Annotated in this window: 20 protein-coding genes; 8 read left to right on the forward strand and 12 right to left on the reverse strand. The window is 71.1% G+C overall.

Going from position 1 to position 21945, the window contains the following annotated elements; genetic code table 11:
• The first annotated feature begins 3 nt into the window (after positions 1–3).
• The 8 genes from rpe to fba all read left to right on the forward strand — a co-directional run bounded on the left by rpe (position 4) and on the right by fba (position 8842).
• Positions 4–765, forward strand: coding sequence for a ribulose-phosphate 3-epimerase (gene rpe / locus AC3WPZ_RS24330; protein WP_382322576.1), 762 nt, complete (start codon positions 4–6; stop codon positions 763–765).
• On the forward strand, positions 756–1844 hold the full coding sequence (locus AC3WPZ_RS24335) for a class 1 fructose-bisphosphatase (protein WP_492441980.1): 1089 nt from the start codon (positions 756–758) through the stop codon (positions 1842–1844). Before rpe ends, AC3WPZ_RS24335 begins: the two co-directional genes overlap by 10 nt.
• A 30-nt stretch (positions 1845–1874) precedes the next feature.
• Positions 1875–2753 carry a phosphoribulokinase gene (locus AC3WPZ_RS24340; RefSeq protein WP_382322574.1) on the forward strand — a complete coding sequence of 293 codons (879 nt, stop codon included), beginning with the start codon at positions 1875–1877 and terminating at the stop codon, positions 2751–2753.
• Positions 2750–4825, forward strand: coding sequence for a transketolase (gene tkt, locus AC3WPZ_RS24345; protein WP_492441982.1), 2076 nt, complete (start codon positions 2750–2752; stop codon positions 4823–4825). Before AC3WPZ_RS24340 ends, tkt begins: the two co-directional genes overlap by 4 nt.
• A gap of 61 nt (positions 4826–4886) precedes the next feature.
• Entirely contained in the window at positions 4887–5555 is a 669-nt protein-coding gene (locus tag AC3WPZ_RS24350) for an HAD-IA family hydrolase (protein ID WP_382322572.1), read from the forward strand.
• A 6-nt stretch (positions 5556–5561) separates the two neighbouring features.
• Positions 5562–6578: a type I glyceraldehyde-3-phosphate dehydrogenase gene (gap, locus tag AC3WPZ_RS24355; protein ID WP_492441984.1), complete on the forward strand. Its 1017-nt coding sequence runs from the start codon at positions 5562–5564 to the stop codon at positions 6576–6578.
• Positions 6575–7768, forward strand: a complete 1194-nt coding sequence (locus tag AC3WPZ_RS24360; protein WP_492441986.1) for a phosphoglycerate kinase — start codon at positions 6575–6577, stop codon at positions 7766–7768. The genes gap and AC3WPZ_RS24360 overlap by 4 nt, the downstream gene beginning before the upstream one ends.
• Before the next feature lie 36 nt (positions 7769–7804).
• Positions 7805–8842, forward strand: a complete 1038-nt coding sequence (fba, locus tag AC3WPZ_RS24365) for a class II fructose-bisphosphate aldolase (RefSeq protein WP_492441988.1) — start codon at positions 7805–7807, stop codon at positions 8840–8842.
• Here the strand turns inward: fba and AC3WPZ_RS24370 are convergent.
• From AC3WPZ_RS24370 to AC3WPZ_RS24425, 12 genes are read right to left on the reverse strand one after another with little or no spacing between them, the layout of a single operon-like run.
• A complete protein-coding gene (locus AC3WPZ_RS24370) occupies positions 8833–10173 on the reverse strand; it encodes a sensor histidine kinase (protein WP_492441989.1) in 1341 nt (446 codons plus the stop codon). The two genes, fba and AC3WPZ_RS24370, sit on opposite strands and share 10 nt — an antisense overlap.
• The gene (locus AC3WPZ_RS24375) at positions 10174–11631 is read right to left on the reverse strand and encodes a nickel-dependent hydrogenase large subunit (RefSeq protein WP_492441991.1); all 1458 of its coding nucleotides are present in this window, start codon (positions 11629–11631) and stop codon (positions 10174–10176) included. It lies immediately after the preceding gene.
• Positions 11628–12629 carry an NADH-quinone oxidoreductase subunit B family protein gene (locus tag AC3WPZ_RS24380; protein ID WP_382322566.1) on the reverse strand — a complete coding sequence of 334 codons (1002 nt, stop codon included), beginning with the start codon at positions 12627–12629 and terminating at the stop codon, positions 11628–11630. Before AC3WPZ_RS24380 ends, AC3WPZ_RS24375 begins: the two co-directional genes overlap by 4 nt.
• 1 nt (position 12630) lies before the next feature.
• Positions 12631–14085, reverse strand: coding sequence for a sigma-54-dependent transcriptional regulator (locus AC3WPZ_RS24385; protein WP_492434476.1), 1455 nt, complete (start codon positions 14083–14085; stop codon positions 12631–12633).
• Positions 14082–15818 (reverse strand): enoyl-CoA hydratase-related protein, encoded by a 1737-nt coding sequence (locus tag AC3WPZ_RS24390; protein WP_492441993.1) that lies wholly within the window; start codon positions 15816–15818, stop codon positions 14082–14084. Before AC3WPZ_RS24390 ends, AC3WPZ_RS24385 begins: the two co-directional genes overlap by 4 nt.
• A 4-nt stretch (positions 15819–15822) precedes the next feature.
• Positions 15823–16881: a hydrogenase expression/formation protein HypE gene (hypE, locus tag AC3WPZ_RS24395; protein ID WP_492441995.1), complete on the reverse strand. Its 1059-nt coding sequence runs from the start codon at positions 16879–16881 to the stop codon at positions 15823–15825.
• Between the two features lies 1 nt (position 16882).
• Positions 16883–18139: a hydrogenase formation protein HypD gene (gene hypD / locus AC3WPZ_RS24400; RefSeq protein WP_492441997.1), complete on the reverse strand. Its 1257-nt coding sequence runs from the start codon at positions 18137–18139 to the stop codon at positions 16883–16885.
• Entirely contained in the window at positions 18136–18372 is a 237-nt protein-coding gene (locus tag AC3WPZ_RS24405) for a HypC/HybG/HupF family hydrogenase formation chaperone (protein WP_444688776.1), read from the reverse strand. Before AC3WPZ_RS24405 ends, hypD begins: the two co-directional genes overlap by 4 nt.
• Positions 18363–19538: a Kae1-like domain-containing protein gene (locus tag AC3WPZ_RS24410; protein ID WP_492442000.1), complete on the reverse strand. Its 1176-nt coding sequence runs from the start codon at positions 19536–19538 to the stop codon at positions 18363–18365. Before AC3WPZ_RS24410 ends, AC3WPZ_RS24405 begins: the two co-directional genes overlap by 10 nt.
• Positions 19535–20404 carry a hydrogenase nickel incorporation protein HypB gene (gene hypB, locus AC3WPZ_RS24415; RefSeq protein ID WP_492442002.1) on the reverse strand — a complete coding sequence of 290 codons (870 nt, stop codon included), beginning with the start codon at positions 20402–20404 and terminating at the stop codon, positions 19535–19537. Before hypB ends, AC3WPZ_RS24410 begins: the two co-directional genes overlap by 4 nt.
• 26 nt (positions 20405–20430) lie before the next feature.
• On the reverse strand, positions 20431–20778 hold the full coding sequence (locus tag AC3WPZ_RS24420) for a hydrogenase maturation nickel metallochaperone HypA/HybF (protein ID WP_492442004.1): 348 nt from the start codon (positions 20776–20778) through the stop codon (positions 20431–20433).
• On the reverse strand, positions 20771–21910 hold the full coding sequence (locus AC3WPZ_RS24425) for a hypothetical protein (RefSeq protein WP_492442006.1): 1140 nt from the start codon (positions 21908–21910) through the stop codon (positions 20771–20773). The genes AC3WPZ_RS24420 and AC3WPZ_RS24425 overlap by 8 nt, the downstream gene beginning before the upstream one ends.
• Positions 21911–21945: the final 35 nt, after the last annotated feature.

Below are 21945 nucleotides of genomic sequence, written 5' to 3' on the forward strand. Positions count from 1 at the left end.
ACGATGTCCCGCCCGCCCAAGTTCACCCCGTCGCCCAGCGTGCGCCTGGCGCCCTCCATCCTCTCGGCCGATTTCGCGCGCCTGGGCGAGGAGGTGCGCGCCATCGAAGCCGCCGGCGCCGACTTCGTGCATTTCGACGTGATGGACAACCACTACGTGCCCAACCTCACCATCGGCCCGCAGGTCTGCGAAGCCATTCGCCCGCACGTGCAGATCCCCATCGACGTGCACCTCATGGTGGAGCCGGTGGATGCGCTGGTCCCGCTGTTCGCCAAGGCCGGCGCCAACTGCATCACCTTCCACCCCGAGGCCTCGCGCCACGTGGACCGCACGCTGCAGCTGATCCGCGCGCACGGCTGCAAGGCCGGCCTCGCGCTCAATCCCGCCACGCCGCTGGCCTGGATGGAGCACGTCATGGACAGACTGGACCTGGTGCTGCTCATGAGCGTGAACCCGGGCTTCGGCGGCCAGGCCTTCATTCCCCACACCCTGCACAAGCTGCGCGAGGCGCGCCGCCGCATCGACGCCCACACCGCCACCGGCGGCCAGCCGATCTGGCTGGAGGTGGACGGCGGCGTGAAGCTGGACAACATCGGCGAGATCGTCCAGGCCGGCGCCGACATCTGCGTGGCCGGCAGCGCCATCTTCGGCGCCGCCGACGCGGCGGGCGGCTACCACGGCGTCATGAGCGCGATGCGCCACGCCGCCACCACCCCGGACTTCCATTCCAGCAACGCCCCGCGGAGAACCACGCCATGCCACTGACCGGCCGCAAGACCCTCACCCAGTACCTCATCGAAGAACGCCGCCGCTTCCCCGAAGCCAGCGGCGATTTCAACGCCCTCATTCTCGACGTGGCCATGGCCTGCAAGGCCATCGCGCGCGCCGTCGCTTTCGGGGCTTTGGGCGACGTGCTGGGCAACCACGCCGCCGCCGCCGGCGGCTCGGTCAACGTGCAGGGCGAGACGCAGAAGAAGCTGGACGTGCTGAGCAACGATTACTTTCTGCGCATCACCGAGTGGGGCGGCCACCTCGCGGGCATGGCCTCCGAGGAAATGGACGCGCCGTACCAGATCCCGGGCACCTACCCGCGCGGCAAGTACCTGCTGGTGTTCGACCCGCTCGACGGCTCCAGCAACATCGACGTGAACGTCTCCGTGGGCAGCATCTTCTCGGTGCTGCGCGCGCCGGCCAGCGAGGACCGCGAAGTCACCGAGGGCGACTTCCTGCAGCCCGGCACGCAGCAGGTGGCCGCCGGCTACGCGCTTTACGGCCCCACCACCATGTTCGTGCTCACCGTGGGCAACGGCGTGACCGGCTTCACCCTCGACCCCAACCTGGGCGAGTTCATGCTCACCCACCCCGAGCTCACCGTGCCCGCCGACACGCAGGAGTTCGCCATCAACGCCTCCAACAGCCGCTTCTGGGAAGCGCCGGTCAAGCGCTACGTGGACGAGTGCCTGGCGGGCAAGACCGGCCCGCGCGCCAAGGACTTCAACATGCGCTGGATCGCCAGCATGGTGGCCGAGGCGCACCGCATCCTCATGCGCGGCGGTGTCTTCCTCTACCCGCGCGACAGCAAGGACCCTGCCAAGCCCGGCCGCCTGCGCCTGCTGTACGAAGCCAACCCCATCGGATTCATCATGGAGCAGGCCGGCGGCCGCGCCAGCACCGGGCGCGTGCCCATGCTGGGCGTGCAGCCCGAGGGCCTGCACCAGCGCATCGGCCTGGTGTTCGGCTCGAAGCACGAGGTCGAGCGCATCGAGCGCTACCACGCCGAGCCGCCGGCGCGCAAAGACCTGGACAACCCCCTGTTCCACGAGCGCAGCCTGTTCCGCGTCTGACCCGATTCTTCAACTCCACGGGACATCACCATGTCTGAGCGCCACCCCATCATCGCCATCACCGGCTCGTCGGGCGCGGGAACCACCTCGGTCACCCGCACCTTCGAGAACATCTTCCGCCGCGAAGGCGTCACCGCCGCCATCATCGAAGGCGACAGCTTCCACCGCCACGACCGTCAGCAAATGAAGCTGCGCCAGGCCGAGGCCGAGCGCGCGGGCAACGGCCACTTCAGCCACTTCGGCCCCGAGAACAACCTGTTCCCCGAGCTGGAGGCGCTGTTCGCCAGCTACGGCCGCAGCGGCACCGGCCAGTCGCGCAAGTACCTGCACGACGCCGAAGAGGCCGCGCCCTGGAAACAGGCGCCCGGCACCTTCACGCCCTGGCAGGAGCTGCCCCAGGACACCGACCTGCTGTTCTACGAAGGCCTGCACGGCGCCGTGGTCACGCCCGAAGTCAACATCGCCCAGCACCCCGACCTGCTCATCGGTGTCGTGCCCGTGATCAACCTCGAATGGATCCAGAAGCTCTGGCGCGACAAGTCCAAGCGCGGCTACAGCACCGAGGCCGTCACCGACACCATCCTGCGCCGCATGCCCGACTACGTGAACTACATCTGCCCGCAGTTCGCGCACACGCACGTCAACTTCCAGCGCGTGCCCTGCGTGGACACCTCCAACCCCTTCATCGCGCGCGAGATCCCGGCGCCCGACGAGAGCTTCGTCGTGATCCGCTTCGCCAAGCCCAAGGGCATCGACTTCCAGTACCTGCTGAGCATGGTGCACGACTCCTTCATGTCGCGCGCCAACACCATCGTGGTGCCCGGCGGCAAGATGGAGCTGGCGATGCAGCTGATCTTCACGCCCTTCATCTGGCGCATGATGGAGCGCAAACAAAGGGCGTTCGCATGAGCGCGCGCCAACCCCCGAACCTCGACCTCGCGCGCCGCATGGCCAACGCGATCCGCCTGCTCGCGGTGGACGCGGTGGAGGCCGCGCAGTCCGGCCACCCCGGCGCGCCCATGGGCATGGCCGACATCGCCGAGGTGCTCTGGAACCGCCACCTGCGCCACCACCCGGCCAACCCGAACTGGTTCGACCGCGACCGCTTCGTGCTCTCCAACGGCCACGGCTCCATGCTGCTCTACGCGCTGCTGCACCTCACGGGTTACGACCTGTCGATGGACGACCTGCGCCAGTTCCGCCGCCTGCACAGCAAGACCGCCGGTCACCCCGAGGTCGGTGTGACGCCCGGCGTGGAAACCACCACCGGCCCGCTCGGCCAGGGCCTGGCCAACGCCGTCGGCATGGCGCTGGCCGAGAAGCTGCTCGCCACCGAGTACAACCGGCCGGGCCACGCCATCGTGGACCACCACACCTACGTGTTCCTGGGCGACGGCTGCCTGATGGAAGGCATCAGCCACGAAGCCTGCTCGCTCGCCGGCACGCTGCGCCTGTCGAAACTGGTGGCGCTCTACGACGACAACGGCATCTCCATCGACGGCCACGTGCAGGGCTGGTTCACCGACGACACGCCGCGCCGCTTCGCCGCCTACGGCTGGCAGGTGGTCACGGTGGACGGCCACGACGCCGGCGCGATCGACGCGGCGCTGCGCCGCGCGCGCAGCGCCAGCGCACAGGCCGAAGGCAAGCCCACGCTGATCTGCTGCAAGACCATCATCGGCAAGGGCGCACCCCACAAACAGGGCAGCCACGACGTGCACGGCGCCGCGCTCGGTGCGGCCGAAGTGCAGGCCACGCGCGAGGCCCTGGGCTGGACCGCCGCGCCGTTCGAGATCCCGGCCGACATCGCCGCCGCCTGGAACGCCACCGAACGCGGCCACGCGCTCGAAGCCGACTGGCAGGCGCGCTTCGCCGCCTACCGCGAGGCCTACCCGGCCGAGGCCGCCGAGTTCGACCGCCGCCTGGTCGGCGAACTGCCCGAGGGTTTCGCCGACGGCCTGCCCGCGCTCGTTGCGTCGCTGGGCCGGCGCACCGACGCCGTCGCCACGCGCAAGGCCAGCCAGCTCGCGCTTGACGCCCTGGCGCCGCAACTGCCCGAAATCTTCGGTGGCAGCGCCGACCTCACCAGCTCCAACCTCACGAACTTCAAGGGCTGCGTCACCGCCGGCCCCGACAAGGCCGGGCGCTTCACCGGCGGCAACCACCTGAGCTACGGCGTGCGCGAGTTCGGCATGGCCGCGATCATGAACGGTCTGGCGCTGCATGGCGGCTTCATCCCCTACGGCGGTACCTTCCTCGCCTTCAGCGACTACAGCCGCAACGCGGTGCGCATGGCCGCGCTGATGAAGCTGCAGGTGATCCACGTCTTCACGCACGATTCCATCGGCCTGGGCGAAGACGGCCCGACCCACCAGCCGGTGGAGCACGTGCCCAGCCTGCGCCTCATCCCGGGGCTGGACGTGTGGCGCCCCGGCGATGCGCTGGAAACCGCCGTGGCCTGGGCCCACGCCCTGCAGCGCCGCGACGGCCCCACCGCGCTCGCGCTCTCGCGCCAGAACCTGCCGCCGCTGGGCGACGAGACCCGCGCCACCGCCATCCAGCGCGGCGGTTACGTGCTCTCGGACATGCCGGGCGCGCAGGCCCTCATCGTCGCCACCGGTTCCGAAACGGTGCTGGCCCTGCAGGCGCAGACCGCGCTCGCGGCCGAGGGCATCGCCACGCGCGTGATCTCCATGCCCAGCACCAGCGTGTTCGACCGGCAGGACACCGCCTGGCAGGACGCCGTGTTGCCGCCCGCGCTGCCCGCCGTGGCGGTGGAGGCCGCGCACCCCGACTTCTGGCGCAAGTACGTGGGCCGCACGGGCCGTGTCGTGGGCATGAGCAGCTTCGGCGAATCGGCTCCCGCGAAAGACCTGTACGCGCACTTCGGCATCACCGCGGCGCGCGTGGCCGACGAGGTGCGCGCGCTGCTGCACCCGCGCCCCCGTGTGCGGGCCGGCATCGAGGCGGAGGCCGCATGAGCGCCGCGCCGGGCCGCCCCAAGCCAGCTCGCACCGCAGTGCGCAGCACGGAGGTTTCACCATGAGCGCCATCGACCTGGCGATGTTCGACCTCGACGGCACCCTGGTTGCCACCGCCGGCGAGATCGGCGACGCCGTCAACGACACCCTGGTGCGCTTCGACCTGCCCGCCGTCTCGCCGGTGCAGGTGGAGCGCTGGATCGGCCACGGCACGCGCGAGCTGCTGATCCAGGCCCTGGCCTCGGCCGGCAAGACCGAGGTGGCCGCAGTGCGCGCCAGCAGCGCCTTGCCGCTGATCGCCGCCGAGTTCGACCGCCACTACCAGCGCCGCTGCGGCACGCGCAGCCAGCTCTACCCCCAGGTGCGCGAAACCCTCACCGCCCTGCGCGAACGCGGCGTGAAACTCGCCGTGGTCACCAACAAGGAAAGCCGCTACACCGCCACCGTGATGGACGCGCACCGCCTCGCGCCCCTGTTTCACCGTGTGATCAGCGGCGACACCCTGCCCACCAAGAAGCCCGATCCGGCCGGCATCCACAGCTGCCTGGCGCTGTTCCAGGTGCCGCCCGAGCGCGCGCTCTTCGTGGGCGATTCGTCCATCGACGTGGCCACCGCGCGCAACGCCGGCGTGCGCGTCTGGGCCCTGCCCTATGGCTACAACATGGGCGAGCCCATCACCGCCTGCGCGCCCGACCGCGTGATTCCCGACCTCTCCGCCCTGCTGAACTGAACCCCCATGACACAGAAAACTCCCCTCCGCCTCGGCATCAACGGCTTCGGCCGCATCGGCCGCAACGTGCTGCGCAGCGCCATCCAGAACTTCAGCGACATTGAAGTGGTGGCGATCAACGACCTGCTCGAGCCCGACTACCTGGCCTACATGCTGCAGTACGACAGCGTGCACGGCCGCTTCAAGGGCACGGTCTCGGTCGAAGGCAACACGCTGATCGTCAACGGCAAGAAGATCCGCCTGACGCAGGAGCGCGATCCCGCCAACCTCAAATGGAACGAAGTCGGCGCCGACGTCGTCATCGAATCCACCGGCCTGTTCCTGGACAAGGTCACGGCCCAGAAGCACCTGGACGCGGGCGCGAAGAAGGTCATCCTCTCGGCACCTTCCAAGGACGACACCCCCATGTTCGTCTTCGGCGTGAACGACAAGACCTACAAGGGCGAGGCCATCATCTCCAACGCCTCGTGCACCACCAACTGCCTGGCGCCGATCGCCAAGGTGCTCAACGACAAGTGGGGCATCAAGCGCGGCCTGATGACCACGGTGCACGCGGCCACGGCCACGCAGAAGACGGTGGACGGCCCGAGCAACAAGGACTGGCGCGGTGGCCGCGGCATCCTGGAGAACATCATCCCCAGCAGCACGGGCGCGGCCAAGGCCGTGGGCGTGGTGATTCCCGAGCTCAACAAGAAGCTCACGGGCATGAGCTTCCGGGTACCGACCTCCGATGTGTCGGTGGTGGACCTGACGGTGGAGCTGAACAAGGACGCGACGTACGAAGAGATCTGCGCGGAGATGAAGGCGCAGAGCGAAGGTGCCTTGAAGGGCGTGCTGGGCTACACGACGGACAAGGTGGTGGCGACCGATTTCCGGGGCGACACGCGAACCTCGATCTTCGACGCGGACGCCGGCATCGCGCTGGACAAGACCTTCATCAAGGTCGTGAGCTGGTACGACAACGAATGGGGCTACTCCAACAAGTGCCTGGAGATGGCGCGCGTCGTGGGCGGTCGCGCATGAGCGCGCTGCGTTTCCATGACGTGTGCGCGAGCGGCTTCGCGCGCGGCAAGCGGATCTTCATCCGTGCGGACCTCAACGTGCCCTTGTCGCCGGGTGGCGAGATCACCGAAGACACGCGCATCCGCGCGAGCCTGCCGGCCATCCAGATGGCGCTGGACGCCGGCGCGGCCGTGATGGTCACCAGCCACCTGGGCCGCCCCACCGAAGGCGCCTTCAAGCCCGAGGACTCGCTGGCCCCCGTGGCCGCGCGCCTGGGCGAGCTGCTGGACCGCCCGGTGCGCCTGGTCGCCAACTGGATCGACGGCGACTTCTCCGTCGCCCCTGGCGAGGTCGTGCTGCTGGAGAACTGCCGCCTCAACGTGGGCGAGAAGAAGAACAGCCCCGAACTGGCGAAGAAGCTCGGCGCCCTGTGCGACATCTTCGTGCACGACGCCTTCGGCACCGCCCATCGCGCCGAAGGCACGACCTACGGCATCGCCGAGACCGCGCCCATCGCCTCGGCCGGCCCGCTGCTGGCCGCCGAGATGGATGCGATTGCCAAGGCGCTCGCGGCCCCGAAGCGCCCGCTGGTGGCCATCGTGGCCGGCAGCAAGGTCAGCACCAAGCTGACCATCCTCAAGAGCCTGGCCAACAACGTGGACAACCTGATCGTGGGTGGTGGCATCGCCAACACCTTCATGCTGGCCGCGGGCCTGAAGATCGGCAAGAGCCTGGCCGAGGCCGACCTGGTGGGCGAGGCCAAGGCGGTGATCGAGGCCATGAAGGCGCGCGGCGCCGAGGTGCCGATCCCCACCGACGTGGTCACGGCCAAGGCCTTCGCGGCCGACGCGCCGGCCACGGTGAAGAAGGCCACGGAGGTGGCCGACGACGACCTGATCCTGGACATCGGCCCGGAGACGGCCCAGAAGCTGGCGGCGCAGCTGATGCAGGCCGGCACCATCGTGTGGAACGGCCCGGTGGGCGTGTTCGAGTTCGCGGCCTTCGAGGGCGGCACCAAGACGATTGCGGACGCCATTGCGAAGAGCAGCGCGTTCAGCATCGCCGGTGGTGGCGACACGCTGGCCGCCATCGCCAAGTACGGCATCGAGAAGGACGTGGGCTACATCTCCACCGGCGGTGGCGCCTTCCTCGAGGTGCTCGAAGGCAAGACCCTGCCGGCCTTCGAGATCCTCGAACGCCGCGCGGCCTGACTTTTTTTCCTTTTCACTTCATCCAGGAGCTTTCCCATGGCGCTCGTTTCCCTTCGCCAGGTGCTGGACCACGCGGCCGAACACGGCTACGGCGTGCCCGCCTTCAACGTCAACAACCTCGAACAGATCCTGGCCATCATGGAGGCCGCGCAGGAGACCGACAGCCCGGTGATCCTGCAGGCCTCGGCGGGCGCGCGCAAGTACGCGGGCGAGGCCTACCTGCGCCACATGGTGCTGGCGGCGGTGGAAGCCCACCCCGACCTGCCCGTGGTGCTGCACCAGGACCACGGCGCCACGCCGGCCGTGTGCATGCAGTCCATCCGCTCGGGCTTCACCAGCGTGATGATGGACGGCTCCCTGCGCGAGGACGGCAAGACGCCCGCCACCTACGACTACAACCTCGCGGTGACGCGCCGCGTCTGCGAGCTCGCGCACGCCGTCGGTGTGTCGGTGGAAGGTGAACTCGGTTGCCTCGGTTCGCTCGAAACCGGCGAAGCCGGCGAAGAAGACGGCGTGGGCGCGGCCGGCAAGCTCACGCACGACATGATGCTCACCGACCCCGAGCAGGCCGAGGACTTCGTGCGCCGCACCGGCGTGGACGCGCTGGCCATCGCCATCGGCACCAGCCACGGCGCCTACAAGTTCACGCGCCAGCCCACCGGCGACATCCTCGCGATCGACCGCATCGCCGCCATCCACGCCCGCGTGCCCAACACCCACCTGGTGATGCACGGCAGCTCCAGCGTGCCGCAGGAGTGGCTGGCCATCATCCGCGAGCACGGCGGCGACATCAAGGAAACCTACGGCGTGCCGGTGGAAGAGATCCGGCGCGGCATCCAGAACGGCGTGCGCAAGGTCAACATCGACACCGACATCCGCCTGGCCATGACCGGCGCCATGCGCCAGACCTTCGCGAAGGAGCGCAGCGAGTTCGACCCGCGCAAGGCGCTGCTGGCGGCGAAGAAGGCCGCGCGCGGCGTGTGCCGCGAGCGCTTCGAGGCGTTTGGCAGCGCAGGGCAGGCGGGGAAGATGAAACCGGTGTCGCTGGACGCGATGGCCGAGGCTTATGCCTGAGGCAGCTCGAGCACGAACTCCGCGCCACCGCCTTCGGCATTGCGCGCGCTCAGCCGCCCGCCGTGCTGCTCCACGATGCCGTAGCTGATCGACAGGCCCAGGCCGGTGCCCTTGCCCACCGGCTTGGTGGTGAAGAAGGGGTCGAAGATGCGCAGCAGGTGCTCGGGCGGGATGCCCGGGCCGTTGTCGCGCAGCGTCACGCGCACGGTGCCGTCCGCGCGCTCCAGCGACACCACGATGCGCGGCGCCTCGCGCTGGCCCACGGCGTCGAAGCCGTTCTGCAGCAGGTTCATCATCACCTGCTGCAGCTGGCCCGCGCTGCCCATCACGGTGCAGGTGTCGCCGGCCTGCCATTGCACCTCCACCGGCGCCGAGCGGCCCTTCTGCACCCAGTGGATCGCGCGCTCGATCACCTCCACCAGGTTCACCGGCTTGCGCTCTTCCGAGTCCATGGCCGAGAAGCGCTTGAGCCCGTGCACGATGTCGGCCGTGCGCTGCGCGCCTTCCAGCGTGCCCTCGATCAGCGAAGGCAGGTCCGCCAGCAGGTGCTCGATGCGCAGCTTGCGCCGCATCTCGTCCAGCACCGCCTCGGGCTCGTGCGCGTGCATCGCGGCCAGGTAGCTGCGCAGCCGCTCGCTGTACTTGCTGAGCGCGTGCACATTGCCCAGCACGAAGCTGATCGGGTTGTTGAGCTCGTGCGCCACGCCGGCCACCAGCTGGCCCAGCGAGGCCATCTTCTCCGAGTGCAGCAGCTGCTGCTGCGTGCGCTTGAGGGCCTCGTGCGCGGCGCGCATCTCGTGGTACGCGCGCTTGAGTTCGGCCGTGGGCCGGCCCACCCACACCGTGCCCACGCGCCGGCCCTTGTCGCCGATGCGTGGCGTGCAGTTCGCGTCCACCGACACGGCCTGGCCCTGGCGGTCCAGCAGGTTGAGCTCGATCGCCTCGCCCGCGCGCGGCGCGTCGGCCTTCTCCATGGCCGCGCGCGCCAGCTCCCGGCTCGCGTCGTCGGCCAGCAAGGCGTACAGCGGCGTGCCGCTGAGTTGTTCCTCGGGGCGGCCGGTCAGCTCGCACAGCGCCGCGTTGGCCTGTTCGATCACCCCGTTCGCGTCGCACACCACCAGCACGTCCGACATCGAGGTCAGCACGCTGAAGATGAACTGCTGCGACTGCTCCAGCTCGGTGTTCTTCTTCTCCAGCTCCACCTCGTCGTCGATCAGGCGGGTGTAGACCTCGTCCATCTTCTGGATCACGTCCATCCAGGTGGACTCGTCCACGCCCTCCATCGGCACGGTGGGCAAGGGACTCTTGGCGCGCGCTTTTTTCGTGGCCATCTAGTGCACCGTGCAGACCATGCAGGGGTCGAAGGAGCGCACGATGTGCTGCACGGCCACCGGCGTCTTCTCGCCCTCGCGCACCGGCGCGTTCACCAGCGCCTGCTCCAGCGCGCCCGGTGTGCCGGCCGCGTCGCGCGGCGAAAAATTCCAGCTCGTGGGCGCGACGATCTGGTAGTTGGCGATGCGCCCGCGCCGCACCACGACCCAATGACCCAGGCTGCCGCGCGCCGCTTCCGACAGGCCCATGCCGCTGCCCTCGTCGGGCAGGTCCGAGGGCACGCAGAATGGCTCGGTGGGCCGCAGCGCGCCCAGCCAGTCCTCCATCAGCGGCACCACGCGCGCGAGTTCGAGCGCGCGCGCCAGCACGCGGGTGTAGACGTTGCCGCCGTGCCGCGCCACGGCGTCGCGCACCAGCAGATGGCCGGCCGCGAGCTGGCGCGCGATCGCGCCGGTCTCCACCACTTCGCCGGCCAGGCGCGGCGCCTTGTTCCAGGTGTAGCCGCGCGCCTTGTCGGGGTCGGGTTTCGTCTGCCCCACCAGTGGGTGCAGCGGGCCGGCGCCGTCGGCCAGCCAGGCGTGCGTGGCGTCCTCGGTGATGGCCGCCGCGTCCACCGCGTCGAGCCGCGCGGTGTCGGCCCGCCACACGCCACCGGGCAGGGCGAAGCCGCCCTCGGGCTGGGCGTAGGCGCCGTAGCTCAGGTAACGCCCCGGGCCGGGGCCCAGGGTCTGCAATTGCAGGTCGCGCACCAGCGTGAGGAAGAAGCGCAGGTCGCCGCCCAGCGGGTCCCGCGCGTGCCAGTCCCACAGCGCGTCTTCGGTGGCGATGGCGGTCACGGCCTCCAGCGGCGTGGCGAACAGCTGGCGCTCCAGGAAGGCGCGGAACTCGCGCACGCGCGAGAGCAGGCGCACGCGTTCGGCCGCGTCGATCGGCCGCGTGGAGCCGCCCGGCTCGATGGACTGCGTGTGCGGCCACTTGCCACCCAGCGTGCCCAGCAGCGTGAGCCAGCGCTGCCGCGCGGCGGTGGCCGCGCGCACCTGCTCGCCATGGTTCGGCGCGAAGCGGCGCACCGCCTCGGCGTGCCAGGCGTGGGCCGCGTACACCGGGCGCGTGAAGTCCGGCATGAAGAACAGGTAGAAGTGCGTGAGGTGGTCGGCCAGGTTCTCGGTCGCCAGGATCACGTTGCTCGCGTGCTGGCCGTTGGCCGGCATGGTGATGCCGCCGAGCGCGGCCAGCGCGCGCGCCGAGGCGACCGACTGCGACACCGAGCAGATGCCGCAGATGCGTGGCACGTACACCAGCGCGTCGTGCGGCGCCTTGCCCTGCAGGATCTGCTCGAAACCCCGGTACATGGTGGCGTTGACCTGGGCCGAGGCCACACGGTCGCCCTGCACGTCGAGCTGGACTTCGAGATCACCCTCGACGCGGTTGAAAGGACCGACCAGAAGACGGCTCATTTGAGGCGGGTCTTCCGGATGGCCGGCGTCACCACCAGGTGGTCGGCCACGGCGTTGTGCTTCACGCGCTTGGGCGTGGCGCTCTTGGAGAGCGAGGCCAGCGCGACGAACCAGGCCTTGGGCATGTCGGTGGGCAGGCCGATGGGGATGCCGGCGAGCTTGGGCGTTTCGTGGAAGGGGTGGCCCGGCTCCTGGAAGCCGGGCTCGGTGCAGGCGATGCAGGCATAACCCCCGCGCGTGCACGAGCCCTCGCCGTTCCACAGCCGCGTGTTGCAGTCGGCGTGCACCTGCGTGCCCTTGCAGCCCATGTGCTCCATCATGCAGCCCAGGTCCGACGGCTTTTCCGCGCTGGCCTTGAACTCGTAGTACTCGTTGCGCGTGCAGCCGTGGTGCACCAGCTGGTCGGCGTAGAAGCGCGGGCGGTTCAGCGGGTCGAGCTCGCCGGCGCCGAAGCCGTCGGCGGCCAGCGCCATCAGCGTGTCGATCACCCAGCTCGGGTGCGTGGGGCAGCCCGCGATGTTGATCACCGGCAGGCCGCTGGCCGAGCGGAAGGCTGCGCCCAGCAGGCCGCCGGCTTCGTCGTCCTCGTACTGCAGGCCGCAGGCGTCGGTGGGGTTGTCGCCGCCCGCCGTGATGCCGCCCCAGGCCGCGCAACTGCCCACGGCCAGCACGTGCTTGGCGCGCGCGCTCAGGCGTTTCACCCATTCGATCATCGGCAGCTGCGTGCCGGCCAGCATGTGGAAGCGGCCGGTGCCGTTGGGCCCGCGCAGCAGCGAGCCTTCCACGCACAGCGCATCGAGCCGCGTGCGGCCATCGAGCACCGCGTCCAGCAGGTCCAGCAGCTCGTCGCCGCTTTCCATCGAGAGCGAGGGGTGCCACAGCAGGTTCACACCCGCGTCGCGCAGGTGGCCCTGGAAGTCGGTGGTGTCGGCGCACAGCAGCGACATGCTGCAGCCACCACACCCACCGGATTGCAACCACAGGACGTTCAGTGCCATGTCATTTCTCCAATCCCAGGCGCTGCATCTTGCCGCGCAGGCCCACGCGCGAGAGGCCCAGCTCCTGCGCCACGCGGGTCTTGTTCCAGCGGTGCCGCTGCAGCGTCTCGCGCAGCACCATGGCTTCGATCACGTCCAGCCGCTCGGCCAGGGTGCCGCTGGTGGGCAGCGCGGCCTGCAGGTCGTCACCGCCATTGCCATGGCCCTGCAGCACGCGCCCCGAAAACGCGGCGGCGTCGAGCGCGCTGCCGTCCTGCAGCGCGAGCGCGCGCGCGATCTCGTTGCGCAGCTCGCGGATGTTGCCGGGCCAGGGGTAGGCCAGCAGACAGGCCAGTGTGGCGTCGGGCAGGGTGGCGCCGGGGTGGCCGAGTTCGCGCGCCACGTCCTGCAGCAGCTGGCGGGCGATGGGCGCGATGTCGGCCGCGCGCTCGCGCAGCGGCGGCACGGTGATGCTCACGCCCGCGAGGCGGTAGTAGAGGTCTTCGCGGAACAGGCCTTCGCGCACGCGCTGCTCCAGGTCGCGGTGGGTGGCGGCGATCACGCGCACGTCCACCGGCACCGGTCGCGCGCCGCCCACGGGCCGCACCTCGCCTTCCTGCAGCACGCGCAGCAGCTTCACCTGGAAGGCCGGCGAGGTCTCGCCGATCTCGTCGAGGAACACCGTGCCCCCGTGCGCGCGCTGGAACAGGCCGGGGTGGTCTTCGTAGGCGCCGGTGAAGGCGCCGCGCTTGTGGCCGAACAGCTCGGACTCCAGCAGCGTGTCGGGAATGGCCGCGCAGTTCTCCACCACGAAGGGGCCGGTCAGGCGCGGCGAGGCGTAGTGGATCGCGCGCGCCAGCAGCTCCTTGCCGGTGCCCGATTCGCCGAGCACCAGCACCGAGAGGTCGTAGCGCGCCACGCGCTGCGCCATGGCGCACACGCCGTCCAGCGGGCTGCCGGGGGCGCGCACCAGGCGGTCGAAACCGAAGCTGGCGCGCGCGCGGTCGATCTGCGTGGCGGTGCGCTGGCGCAGCACGCCGGTGCTGGTGCGCAGCTCCAGGTCGAGCCGGCTGGTCTGGCGCTGCAGGGCCTGCGCTTCGACCGCGTTGCGCACCGAGTCCAGCAGGTGGTCGGGCGCCCAGGGCTTGAGGATGTACTGGTAGATGCCGGCCTCGTTGATGCCGGCGATGATGTCTTCGCTGTCGGTGTAGCCCGAGATCACCATGCGCACCGCGTCGGGCCAGCGCTCGCGCACTTCCTTGAGGAAGCTCACCCCCGTCATGCCAGGCATGCGCTGGTCGCACAGGATCACGCTCACCGGCTGGCGTTCGAGCAGGCCGCGCGCCTCCTCGGCGCTGCTGGCGGTGAACACGGTGAAGTCCTCGTCCAGCGTGCGGCGCATCGCGTCCTGCGAGCGCACCTCGTCGTCCACCACCAGCACGGTGGGCAGCACGTCGGCGGGGAAGGGCGCGTTCATCGGTGCAAGGCGAGGTGCCGGGGCGTCCACGCGTGCGGCAGCTTGTGCACGAAATGGTGGCGCGCCACGTGGTAGCTGGGGTCGAAGCCGTAGAAGTTGCGGTGCATGCGCGCGAGTTCCTGTTCGCGGTGGTGGGCCAGCGGGCGGCGCGCTTCGTCGCGCTCGCGGGTGGCCTGTTTGGCCGCCAGCCTCTGCGGCAGATTGTAGGAGGCGGCGAGCGCCAGCGCGCGCTGCAGACAGCGGTCTTCGAAGCCCTCGCGTCCCGTTCCGTCGCAGTGGTCGATCAGCGTCAGGTGCCAGGCGTCGAGCGCGCGCAGCGGCGTGCGCTGGCGCATGAGCGCCTGCGCACCGGCCTCGCCCAGGCGGCGTGGCAGCAGGTAGGTCCAGTACTCCGAGCCGTACAGGTTGCCCATGTTCTTGTAGTGCGGGTTGAGCACCACGCCCTCGTGCGCCCACACCTCGTCGGCCGCGAGCGCGAGGAAGGCGCCGCCCGCGCCCGCGTTGCCGCGCAGCAGGCTCACCGTGAGGCGGTCGGTGGTCTCGATCACCGACAGGGCCAGGTCGTTCATGGCCTGGATGTTGCGCCACGAGGCGTCGGCCGCGCTGTCGCCGCTGCGGTGGGCGGCGGCCTCGATGGCGTTGAGGTCGATGCCGTTGCTGAAGAAGTCCTCGCCGCCCATCAGCAGCAGCACGTTCACCGGCCGCTCGCGCACCGCCAGCCAGGCCGCGCGCAGGCGCTCGCAGCGAGCGGTGGACATGGCGCCGTTGTGGAAGTCGAAATGCAGGCAGCCCACGCGCGCGCCCTCGGGGCCGTGCTCGCTGTAGCGCAGCTCGCCCCATTCGTCCTCGGGCCGTTGCAGCGGCGCGGGCAGCTCGGGCAAGGCGGCGGCCTCGGCGGCGAAGGCCTGTGCCGCCGCCTGCTTGAAACCGGCGGCTTCGCCCACGCGGCGCACATGGCCGATCCACACGCCGCCGTCGCGCGTGCGGCGCAGCAGCGCGCCGTCGCGCTGGGCCAGCAGCTCACCCGGTGCCGCGTGCGCGAAACCCGCCATCGCCGCGCCGGACGCCGCGTGCCCGTCCATCAGGTGGCAGGCCTGGCCCCAGAGCGCGTCGAGCACGCCGGGCTGGCCGTCGGCGCAGCGCAGGCGCGCGAGCACCTCCGCCGTGGTGTGCTGCGCCCAGTGAATGGCGCGGTCGGCCTGGCGCATCGCGGGGCGCCATGACGCGGGCGGCGGTGGTTCGCCCGTGCGCTCGCCATCGGCAAAGCGCTGCACCGCGGCCAGGGTGGCGGCGAGCGCGGCCTGCGTGACCTCGCGCCGGTACAGGCTGCCCTTGGCCGCCTGGCGCAAGGGAAAGGCCGCGTGCGCCCACACCGGGCCCGCGTCGAACTCGGCGTTGGCCTGCAGCACGGTCACGCCCCAGTCGCGCTCGCCGCGCAGCACCGCCCAGTCCAGCGCGTTCGGCCCCTGGTCGCCCGGCGGGCCGGGGTGCACCACCAGGCAAGGCAGTGCCTGCCACACGCTGGCCGGGATGCGGCGCTTCAGGAACGGCGCGATCAGCAGCTCGGGCTGGAACAGGGTCACCGCCTCTTCGGTCACGCGGTCGTTGATGTCCAGCTCCACGCTCACCCGGTGGCCGCGCGCGCGCAGCTCGGCGAACAGCCGCTGCGTGAGGCTGTTGAAGCTGTGGCACAGCAGCAGGATGCGCAGGCCAGCAGGGGCCGGGGCGTTCATGGCATCAGCAGATCCGCGGCAACTGCTCGCCACTCAACCAATCGACGACGCGCCGACCGCCGAAGCGCGTGGCCATCTGCACGAAGTGGTGCGGGTCGGCCGTCACCTCGCCGATGCGCGCGGCATCCGTGCCCAGCGGGTGGGCGCGCATGGCCGCGAGCACGGCCTCGGCCGCCTCGGGCGCGCACACAGCGACCAGCTTGCCTTCGTTGGCCACGTAGAGCGGGTCCAGCCCGAGCAGCTCGCAGGCCGCGTCCACCTGCGGCCGCACGGGGATGGCGGCCTCCTGCAGCAGCATGCCCACGCCGGACTGGCGCGCGATCTCGTTGAGCGTGGTGGCCAGGCCGCCGCGCGTGGGGTCGCGCAGCACGCGCACCGCGCCCGGCGCGGCCGCGAGCATGGCCGCCACCAGCGTGTGCAAGGCGGCGGTGTCGCTTTCGATGGTGGTCTCGAAGGCCAGCGATTCGCGCTGCGAGAGCACGGCCACGCCGTGGTCGCCGATGGTGCCGGAGAGCAGCAGCACGTCGCCCGCGCGCGCGTTGCGCCCGCTGATGTCCACGCCCGGCGGCAGCACGCCGATGCCGGTGGTGCTGATGAACACGCCGTCGCCCTTGCCTTTTTCCACCACCTTGGTGTCGCCGGTGACGATGGGCACGCCCGCGTCCCGCGCGGCCTGTGCCATGGAGTGCACCACGCGCTGCAGCTCGATCAGCGGGAAGCCTTCTTCCAGGATGAAGCTCGCGCTCAGCCACAGCGGCGTGGCGCCGGACATGGCCACGTCGTTGACGGTGCCGTGCACCGAGAGGCAGCCCACGTCGCCGCCGGGGAAGAACAGCGGCGAGACCACGTGGCCGTCGGTGGCGACCACCAGCCGGCCCTGGCCGGGGTCGAGCGCGGGCAGGGGCAGCACCGCGCCGTCGTCGCCCTGGCGCAGCCAGGGGTTGTCGAAGGCGGCGAGAAACAGCTCTTCGATCAGCTGCGCGGCGGCCTTGCCGCCCGCGCCGTGGCCCATGTCGATGCGACCGTGTTTGATGTCCAGTGGTCGCGTGTAGTCTTTTTTCATGTCAGCTTTCCAAAGCCTCCGGAGCGCCATCCAGAGGCACCGAGGAACCGGCTTTGCCGGGCCTCGGGTGCCGTCCCCCTCCCGCCGAAGGCGAGAGAGGGGGAAGCCGCGAAGCGGCGCAGGGGGTGACCGCCTGTACATCTCGAAAACGCCCATAGGCGTAATGCGCGGCGCAGGCGCCTTCGCTGGACACCATGCACGAGCCCACCGGGTTCTCGGGCGTGCACACGGTGCCGAAGATCTTGCAGTCGGTCGGCTTCTTCACGCCGCGCAGGATCGCGCCGCACTCGCAGGCCTTGTTGTCGGCCACCGGGCGGTAGGTCAGCGCGAAGCGGCGCTCGGCGTCGAATTCGGCATATGCCTCGCGGATCTTCAGCGCGCTGTAGGGCACCTCGCCCAGGCCGCGCCACTCGAAGCTGGGCCGCAGCTCGAACACCTCGGACACGAGCGCCTGCGCCTTGAGGTTGCCTTCGCTGGTGACGGCGCGCTTGAACTGGTTTTCCACGTGGGCGCGGCCTTCGTTGACCTGGCGCACCAGCATCAGGATGGCCTGCATCACGTCCAGCGGCTCGAAGCCGGCGATCACCACCGGCTTGCGGTACTCCTCGGCGAAGTGCTCGTAGGGGCCGGCGCCGATCACGATGCTCACGTGCGCCGGGCCCACGAAACCGTCGATGGGCACGGTGCCGTACTCGCGCACCTCGGGCGACTCCAGGATGTGGGTGATGGCCGAAGGCGTGAGCACGTGGCAGCACAGCACGCTGAAGTTGGTGAGGCCTTCGCGCTGCGCGAGCTGGATCGTGAGCGCGGTCGGCGGCGTGGTGGTCTCGAAGCCGATGGCGAAGAAGACCACCTCGCGCTGCGGGTTCTGGCGCGCCAGCGCCAAGGCATCGGCGGCCGAGTACACCATGCGGATGTCGCCACCGCGCGCCTTGGCGCGGATCAAGGAAAGGCTTTCCGACGCCGGCACGCGCATGGTGTCGCCGTAGGTGCAGACGATGGCGCCCTGCGCGAGCGCCAGGCCGATCGCCTGGTCGATGCGGCCGATCGGCAGCACGCAGACCGGGCAGCCCGGGCCGTGCACCATCTTCACGTTGGGCGGCAGCAGCTCCATCACGCCGTAGCGCGAGATCGCGTGCGTGTGGCCGCCGCAGAATTCCATGAAGCTGTAGGTTCGGTCGGGGCGGGCTTCGGCGGCGATGCGCACACCCAGCTGCTGGGCGATGTCACCGTCGCGGAATTCGTCGATGTATTTCACGGCTGGACCTCCGCATTCAGGGCCGCCATCTCGGCGAACAGCGCCAGCGTGCGCTCCGCCTCTTCGGGGTCGATGGTGCCGATGGCGTGGCCCACGTGCACGATCACGTAGTCGCCGACCTCCACATCGGCCACCAGGGCGATGGAGATCTCCTTGCGGATGCCGCCGAGATCGACCACCGCCTGGTCGTTGGGCCGCAGCTCCACCAGCCGCGCGGGGATGGCTAGGCACATGGTTCGGTTTCCTTTTCGTGGGGCGTTGTCTGAACGGAAGCGGGGGATTCGAGCTGGCGCGCGGCCGCCCAGGCCTGGCCCAGGGCCAGCCCGGCGTCGCCGCAGCCGTGCTGGCCGGGCAGGTGCACGCCGAGGCCGGCGCCGCGCAGGCGCTCGGTCACGCGCTCGCGCAGCAGGCGGTTGAAGAAGCAGCCGCCGCCCAGGCACATGGTGGTGCTGCCGTGGTCGTGCGCGGCGCGCGTGGCCCAGTGCGCCAGCGCATCGGCCAGCGCGATGTGAAAACCCGCCGCCGCCTCGTCCACGCGGTCGGTGCGCACGTCGAGCAGCGCGGCGAACAGGCCGCGCAGGTCGAGCCGGCGCTGGCCGTCGGGCAGGGCGTCGGTGAGCAGGTCCACCAGCGAGGCGGGCAGGGGTGGCTGCGCCGGGTGCAAGGCGAGCCAGCGCGCGGCGGCGGCTTCGAGCGCGATGGCGGCCTCGGCCTCCTCGGTCTGGCGCACGCTCAGGCCCAGTGCGGCGGCGGCGGCGTCGAACCAGCGCCCGGCGCTGCTGGTGGGCGGGCAGTTCAGCCCGCGCGCCAGCATCTGCTGCACGCCGCTGGCCGTGGCCTGGCCGACCACGGGGGCGAAGCGTGGCACGGTCTCCGCGCCCCGGCCCAGCGCGTGCAGGGCGCTGGCGGCCATGCGCCAGGGCTCGCGCGCGGCGCGGTCGCCGCCGGGCAGGGCCAGCGGGTGCAGGTGGCCCAGGCGCTGGCAATCCGCGCCGTCCACGAGCAGCAGTTCGCCGCCCCAGGCGGCACCGTCGTCGCCCAGGCCCACGCCGTCGAGCGCGAGGCCGATCACCGGGCCTTCGATGCCGTGTTCGGCCACCACGGCCGCGATGTGCGCGTGGTGGTGCTGCACACCGATGGCGGGCACGCCCAGCGATTCGGCGAGGTCCATCGCCAGGCGGCTGCTGAAGAAGTCCGGGTGCAGGTCGTGCGCCACCGCGGCCACCGGGCCGTGCTGCTGCAGCAGCGCGCGGGCCGAGGCTTCGAGCGCGGCGCAGGCGGCGGGGTCGCTCAGGTCGCCGTGCACCGCCGTCCAGTGGGCCCGGCCCTGCGCGTCGAGCAGGCACGCGGCGTTCTTCAGCCAGGCGCCGCAGGCGAGCACGGGGGTGGTGGCCATCATGCGTGGACGTGGTGATCGTGGTCGTGGTGCATCTGGTGGTCCAGCCAGTGCAGCCAGGCGTCCATGCCGTCGCCGGTGGTGGCGCTGAGCTGGATCACCTCGATGCCCGGGTTCACGCGCCGCGCGAGCTCGATGCAGCGCGCCACATCGAAGCGCACGTGCGGCAGCAGGTCGGTCTTGTTGAGCACCATCAGCGAGGCGGCGGCGAACATGTCGGGGTACTTCAGCGGCTTGTCCTCGCCCTCGGTCACCGAGAGGATGGCCACCTTGGCGGCCTCGCCCAGGTCCCACACGGCGGGGCACACCAGGTTGCCCACGTTCTCGATGAACAGCAGGCTGTGTTCGCCGTGGTGGTGATGGTGGTGATCGTGGTCATGGTGATCACCGTGGTGCGAGTGCAGCCGCGCGAAGGCCTCGGCCACCATGGGCGCGTCGAGGTGGCAGCCCTTGCCGGTGTTGACCTGGATCGCGGGCGCGCCGGTGGCGCGGATGCGGTCGGCGTCGAAGCTGGTCTGCTGGTCGCCCTCGATCACCGCCACGTGCAGGCCGGGCGCGCGCGCCTTGAGCGCCTCGATGGTGGCGCACAGCAGCGTGGTCTTGCCCGAGCCCGGGCTGGACACCAGGTTGAGCGCGGTCACGCCGTGCGCGTGGAAGTGCGCGCGGTTGTGCGCGGCCACGCGGTTGTTGGCGCCGAGGATGTCGGTCTCCAGCTTGATGGCGCGCGCCTGGCTCATGCCGGGCACCGAGACGCGCGCGGCACCGGCACCGAAGTGCAGGTCGCCATTCGCGGGGTTCACCTGCAGCGCGGCCGGCGCGGCCACGGCGGCGCCCTCGACATGGTCACTGCATCCACATACGACACACATGGTCGGTCTCCTGTTTTCGTGGGGGTTCAATCATCGGCCACCTGCATGTCGAGCACACGCAATTCGGTGCCGGTGCTCGGCTGCAAATGGAAACTGCCGCAAGCCGGGCAGGCGTCGCCGCGCTGGGCCAGGGCCACGGTCTGCGAACAACCCAGGCACCAGGCCTGGCCCGGGGGTTCTTCGATCTCGATCGCCGCGCCTTCGAGCAGCGTGCCGGGGGCGAGGGCTTCGAGCGCGAAGCGCAGCGCGCGCACGTCCACGCCCGCGAGCTGGCCGGCCTCGAGCCGCAGCGCGAGCAGGCGCTGGAAGCCTTCGCGCGCGGCCGTGTCCTCCACCAGCTGGAGCACGCCGCCGGCGAGGCTGGCCTCATGCATGGTCCACCTCCGGGGCGCGCGCGAGGTGTTCGATGGCGAAAGGCACGCAGGGGTCGAAGGCGGCCACCAGCAGGTTCACACGCCGCGCGATCGCGCAGTCGGGCAGCTCGGGGTCGAGCCGCGCCAGGCGCTGCGCCACCTCGCCTTGCGGGTGGAAGTTCCATTCGGTCGGCGCGACCACGCGGCAGGCCAGCACGCGCTGCGCCTCGGGGTCCACCTCGACCTGGTGCACCAGCAGGCCGCGCGCCATCTCCACCCAGGCCAGGCCGCGCCGGGGGCCGGTGGCCACGGCGCCCCAGTCCAGGCAGGCGTCGCCGCCGTCGATCGCGAGGCGCACCAGCTCGGCGATGCGGGTGCCCAGCAGCGCCCAGGGCGTGAGCGGCACGCCGTCGGCCACGGCACCGAGGCGGCTCCAGGGGCCGGTGTGGGCGCAGGCGCCGTGCCACAGCGGGCGCAGCGCGAAGGCGGGCTTGTGCGCGAGCGTGGCGCCCAGCATGCACAGGCTGGGCGGGTGGGCGTGCGGGCGCAGCGCGGTCTCGTGCGCGAGCGGGGCGAAGGCGTCGGCGCTGTGGGCGCGGCGCAGCAGCAGGGGCAGCCACTGTTCGTGGCGCTGGGCCCAGGTGTCGAGCCAGTCGGTGCCGCCGGCCTGCCAGGCCGCGAGCCAGTCGCTCGCGGGCATGCGCAGCAGCGCGTGCTGCAGCCAGTGGCGCAGCGCGGGCCAGGGGGCGGGGTCGTCCTGCGCGGGCCAGGGGCAGCCGCGCAGCGCGGCGGCGGCCTGGGCCGCGGTGGGCGCGTCACCCGGTGCGAGCAGGCGCGGCCAGTCCAGCCCGATGCGGCGGAGGTGCTCGGCCGCGGTCTCGCGGCGCAGGCGCTCGGCCACGGCCTGGGGCGGCGGCAGCAGGCCGGGCGCGGCCGCGCCGATGGCGAGCTGGCAACACAGGCGGTGCGCGTGGCTGCACAGGTTGAACAGGCTGGCCATGAGCCCGGGCAGGCGCGCCGGCGGCACGCCGTGGCCCATGCGCGCGGCCCAGTCCTGGCGCGTGCTCTGCAGGCTGTGCGGCGGCGGCGCGCCTGGCGTGAAGCGCAGGGCGCCCGCCAGGTGGGCCAGACCGCCGGGGGCGACCAGGTTCATGCGCGGCCTCCCAGGAAGAAGGCGCGGCGCGAGGG

Source organism: Hydrogenophaga sp. FW305-3-2-15-A-LB1, assembly GCF_058787875.1.